Origin of the sequence: Bacteroides caecigallinarum, assembly GCF_021530995.1 — a bacterium.
GTDB classification, from domain to species: domain Bacteria; phylum Bacteroidota; class Bacteroidia; order Bacteroidales; family Bacteroidaceae; genus Phocaeicola; species Phocaeicola faecigallinarum.
Genome location: NZ_JADYTF010000172.1, coordinates 1 through 4679, shown reverse-complemented (window position 1 = coordinate 4679; position 4679 = coordinate 1). Strand labels below are relative to the sequence as shown.

Annotated in this window: 6 protein-coding genes; all 6 read left to right on the top strand. The window is 32.4% G+C overall.

All coding sequences use genetic code 11. From position 1 onward, the window contains the following. On the top strand, positions 1-391 hold a 391-nt coding region (locus I6E24_RS15400), incomplete at its 5' end, for a hypothetical protein (RefSeq protein ID WP_235329491.1). A gap of 11 nt (positions 392-402) precedes the next feature. Continuing rightward, positions 403-843: an FHA domain-containing protein gene (locus tag I6E24_RS15395; protein ID WP_235329489.1), complete on the top strand. Its 441-nt coding sequence runs from the start codon at positions 403-405 to the stop codon at positions 841-843. A gap of 4 nt (positions 844-847) precedes the next feature. Continuing rightward, positions 848-1132, top strand: a complete 285-nt coding sequence (locus I6E24_RS15390) for a hypothetical protein (protein ID WP_235329487.1) — start codon at positions 848-850, stop codon at positions 1130-1132. A gap of 5 nt (positions 1133-1137) precedes the next feature. Then, the gene (locus tag I6E24_RS15385; protein ID WP_235329485.1) at positions 1138-2430 is read left to right on the top strand and encodes a protein kinase domain-containing protein; all 1293 of its coding nucleotides are present in this window, start codon (positions 1138-1140) and stop codon (positions 2428-2430) included. A 13-nt stretch (positions 2431-2443) separates the two neighbouring features. Continuing rightward, on the top strand, positions 2444-4114 hold the full coding sequence (locus tag I6E24_RS15380; protein WP_235329483.1) for a serine/threonine protein kinase: 1671 nt from the start codon (positions 2444-2446) through the stop codon (positions 4112-4114). A gap of 9 nt (positions 4115-4123) precedes the next feature. Continuing rightward, positions 4124-4679 (top strand): WG repeat-containing protein (locus tag I6E24_RS15375; RefSeq protein WP_235329481.1); only part of this gene is annotated, 556 nt, incomplete at its 3' end.

Genomic DNA, 4679 nt, shown 5'->3' with positions numbered 1-4679 from the left:
GGCTATAAATGTAATTGTTGCCTTTGCTGCTAAATATGTAGTTAAAAAATATGGCAAAAGACAGGCTGCTAGTTTTATCCGAAAGGAATGTATCAAATATTTAAAAGAATTGCTACGGTTAGATGTTAAAGACGGATATTTAAAGTCTTTAATGAATAACGCAATAAGATGGCTTGAATCAGCCTCTGATGATCAAATTATGATGTTAATTGATCCTATAGGAGGGCTCATTGAGAAAGCAGGGGGAACTGCTGTAAGGACAACTTCTAATATTGGAAAGAATCCGTCAAGTTTATTACAAAGTGGTTTTTCTCCTCAAAATTCTATTCAGGCAGGACAAGCCGTATCACGAGGTGTACCTTTTGGAACCTTATTATTAAGACCTTTTTAAATTGAATAATTATGATAAAATGTAATAACTGTGGCTATCTTGTAATAAATGGGATGCGCACTTGCCCAAATTGCTTAGCAGAAATGCCTGAGAATTTTGAAACTCCTCTTCCTGTTGAAGAGGATGTTTATGAATATAACGATGAAGAAATACCATATTGTTCTTTACGCCCAATTTCACTACCAGGCGAAAAAGAAATGAGAGAGAAAGTATACGAAGAAGGTGCTGAAGTTTATATTTCACGTAATAACACGGTTCCCAACGACAATACTATTGACAAAGATGAGCAAGCTTGCCTTTTCTTCTCTGATGGATATTGGTTTATAGAAGACCGTTCACAAAATAACTCAACATATGTACATGCTGGTGCTGGAATTAAACTTGAACCTGGTGATATTATAAAAATGGGTGATAGATTATTTGAATTTAATGTAATAACAAAAAAAAAGTAAAGCTATGATAATATCTGCGATAAGAAGTATTTTACCTATCATTCTAAAGTCTGCGAAATTTACACCAACATCTAAAGAAGTTGACGTTCTTTCTCGTTTAGTAAACAGAATGAAATATCTGCGTTCTAACACTTCGTCTATTCGTGAGGCTGCACGTAGAGCCGTGGATGAATGTAATCAATCATATTCTGTTAACCCAACAGTAGAACTGTTTAAAAATAAATGGGGATGGAATGAAGAAAAATTGTTAGATGTATTGGAAGCTATTTGGAAGGAGATTAAACACTAAAAAATATGATAAGTAATACAGCTCAACGTTGCGACTTTCGCATACATGATATTATAGATAACAAGTATCGCGTAGAGCGTGTACTTGAAACATCACTTAATAATCAAAAATTTAAGGTAATAGACTCAGAGGGAAAGGAATATATACTAAAATTAATAAAACTTTGGGAAGTAGAACCATCAAAACAACAACGTATTGCCTTAAGTGCCGATAATGAGATTAAAAGTTGTAGGATAGATAGTAATTATTTAGCTAGAATAATAAAGAGTGGCAATGTAAACGGGAATCCCTATTTACTTACAGAATATCGCAGATCGATACCTTTATCACAATATTCTAGAAGTAATAAGCTGGATTTACTCAAAACAGTGAAAGAAATATTGTATGGATTAAGAGACTTGCATAAATCAGGAAAAGTTCATTGTTTTCTAAATCCTGAGAATATTCTCATTACAGAAGGAGGACATATATTACTAACTAATTATGTTATATTTGGTGAACGTTATAAGGCCTTGTTTAACACCTATAAATCCCATTCAAGATTTATCGATAAAAATTTGGCTTATCAAGCACCTGAACTATATCGCTTGGAAAGAAGTTGTACTTTACTCCCTGTTATAGATATATATGCTTTTGGTGTGATTCTATTTCAGCTTTTAACAGGAGAATTACCTTTTGGGAAAATAGTCACTGAATCGGATTGGATTCATTATCAATCACGTGCCAAAAGCGATGATTGGAATAGGAACTGTCTAGTACGTCATGAAGAACGAGATTTATGGATGCCCATTTTGGAACAATGTTTATCTGCTGATTCAGGAAATAGGATTAAAAATATTGACGATATACTTGATTTATTGCCGGAAAATGAAACAATTTACCAAGAAACTCCAAATAACCAAATCAAAGCTCAGAGTTCTATTACTAATGGGATTATGCTTCATGTCATGCAAGGTGATGAAGTTGGAAAACTTTACCGGTTGCCAGAAATAATGCCATTTCCAAAACGAATAATTACTATAGGTCGTGCTGTCAATTCAGTCTTTAACGTATTGGAATTATCAGAAAAGACAACTTCATATATATCGCGTCGTCATAGTACAATAGAATTTGATGATGAAACTGACACCTGGTATATTAGAGATGGACAATGGGATAATAATGCAAAAAAGAAATGGGTTCGCTCTTTGAACGGTACATATGTAAATTCAGAAAAAATATCTGAAGAAGGACATATAATTGTACCAGGTGATATAATATCAATTGGCGACATAAAACTTAGAGTTGAAGGATACTAACAAATCTTAGAAGATGAATATAATTAGACTTCAAGGCGATATTGAAAAAAGAAAAGGCATCTATTATGAATATGATGCAGATGCAATACCTCTAGGAGAAGGTGGTATGGGACGAGTATTCAAAGGTTTTCGTATTGTAGAACGCACTGGTGAACAGACTCCTGTAGCAATTAAAGCTATTTACGAGAATATACCAGAACGTGTAGTTGAACGAGCAAGACGTGAAGCAGGGATTCAACTTGATAATGATAATCTGATTAAAATGTATGGTTTTGTAGAAACTGTTTCACCGTCTTCTGATAATTCTCAAGTTAAAATACATTACCATGTTATTATGGAATTGCTGATAGGAGTAACCTTAGAAGATATTTTGAATGGAATAACAAATGACCATAATGGCATGCAAATACCTTTTGCAGCTGAAATCTACAATCAATACAAGTCAAACAAAGAAGCTGCTGTTGTCAGGATAATGAAATCTATTCTATCTGGACTGATGGCGTTACATGATAGAGGATATATTCATAGAGACATAGATCCATCTAATATAATGATTACTATTGATGGGAAAATAAAATTAATTGACTTCGGAATATGTAAACAAATTGTTTCCCTTGAAAGCTTGGATAAGGCTTTAACAGCCACTGGTGTTTTTATGGGGAAAGTAAATTATGCTGCTCCTGAATTGGTACTAGGTGATGTAAAAAGTCAAAATTACACAACTGATATATATGCCTTAGGAGTTCTTTTATACCAACTATGTACTGGACATTTACCTTTTTCTGGTACAGATCAAGATATTTTATCTGCTAATTTAAGAAAAGCTTTACCCATGAAAGATGTTCATGGAGTGGATTTTAAAAGAATTATTCGTAAAGCAACAGATAAAGTTCAATCCAAAAGATACGCCACAGTAGCAGAATTAAGAGTAGATCTGGAGCGAATTTCTACTAATAAATCTACCATTTCAAGAACAGGCATTAAAATAGGTGTTATATCTGTACTAGTTATAATGTTTGTTATCTGTATATTTATTATATTTACTAGAAAGAGTTCTAAAAATGAAACATATACGACTGACAGGGGTATCACTTTCCAGACTGCTAAAGAACTTTATGATATAGCAATTCACAAACTAAACTGTAAAGATAGTATTCAATTGCAAATTATTGGTAAGAAAGAGCTTAAAATGCTTGCAGAAGATAGCCTTTATATGCCAGCTAGAATAAAATATAATGTGTTATTAATAAATTCACAGGATCAACAAGAAGTTCAAGCTGGTTATGCTGAACTACAAAAAATCTTGCAAGAAGACAATCTTAACCATACAGCATTGTTTGAATGTGGGTTAACACTCTCAAAAGGCAACCGTTTCTTTAGCGTACCGACTACTAGACAATCTTTTTTAAATATTAATCCCGATTTAGAAAGAGCAAATCAATTGTTATATAGAGCCATAGAACTAGATTCAACCGATTACAAATCAGTTTATTGGAGTTTTAACAATCTCATTGAAAAGAAATTGGATGGCAGTCTAAGTCAAGATGGAGATAAACAAATCACCCAACTTTATAATTTATTTAAAAAAAGAAGCAAGAATTTTAGTGACGAAACATCTGAAAAATATAAATCAGCAATTGAAAGTGATGGAGAGACATTAAAGGCTTGGGGATTAATTAAATAATAAATTGATATGAGAAAAATTTTATTGATATTAACTGCGTTATTGTGTTCACTCACTACTATTTATGCGCAAGGTTTTGGTTATGATGAAAAAATAGATTTAGGAAACGGATTATATAAAGTTAAAAGTGGAAATTATTATGGTATAATTGACGCTAATGACAATGTCGTTGCTTCAATTGAATTCCAAGACATCCTATTCAAAAACGGTAAGGCTTTACTCACAAAAGACGATAAATTATTAGGAGTAATAGACACTACCGGCTTAATAAAATCATTTAAAGAGGAATACATAATTCATCCGAAGTTTCGTTATATTTACGAAGGATATATTTTAGTATCGCCTATAAAAAAGTGGCAATTAGGCTATAACAAATGGGGATATATAACTGAAAATGGAGAACCCTTGAAAATGGTTTCTAAAATGAGGGGAGCATATTCTTATAGTAAAAAGTCTCCAACTTTCTTTGATGATGTTACTCCCTTTGTAGATGGAATTTCTAGTGTTTACATAAAAAAAAGTGGTTGGAAACATATTGATAAAAATGGCCAAGAAAGATATATTT

Coding starts and splice junctions, on each gene's coding strand:
- I6E24_RS15385 (WP_235329485.1), top strand. CDS start 1,138: ATGATAAGTAATACAGCTCAACGTTGCGACTTTCGCATACATGATATT.
- I6E24_RS15395 (WP_235329489.1), top strand. CDS start 403: ATGATAAAATGTAATAACTGTGGCTATCTTGTAATAAATGGGATGCGC.
- I6E24_RS15390 (WP_235329487.1), top strand. CDS start 848: ATGATAATATCTGCGATAAGAAGTATTTTACCTATCATTCTAAAGTCT.
- I6E24_RS15380 (WP_235329483.1), top strand. CDS start 2,444: ATGAATATAATTAGACTTCAAGGCGATATTGAAAAAAGAAAAGGCATC.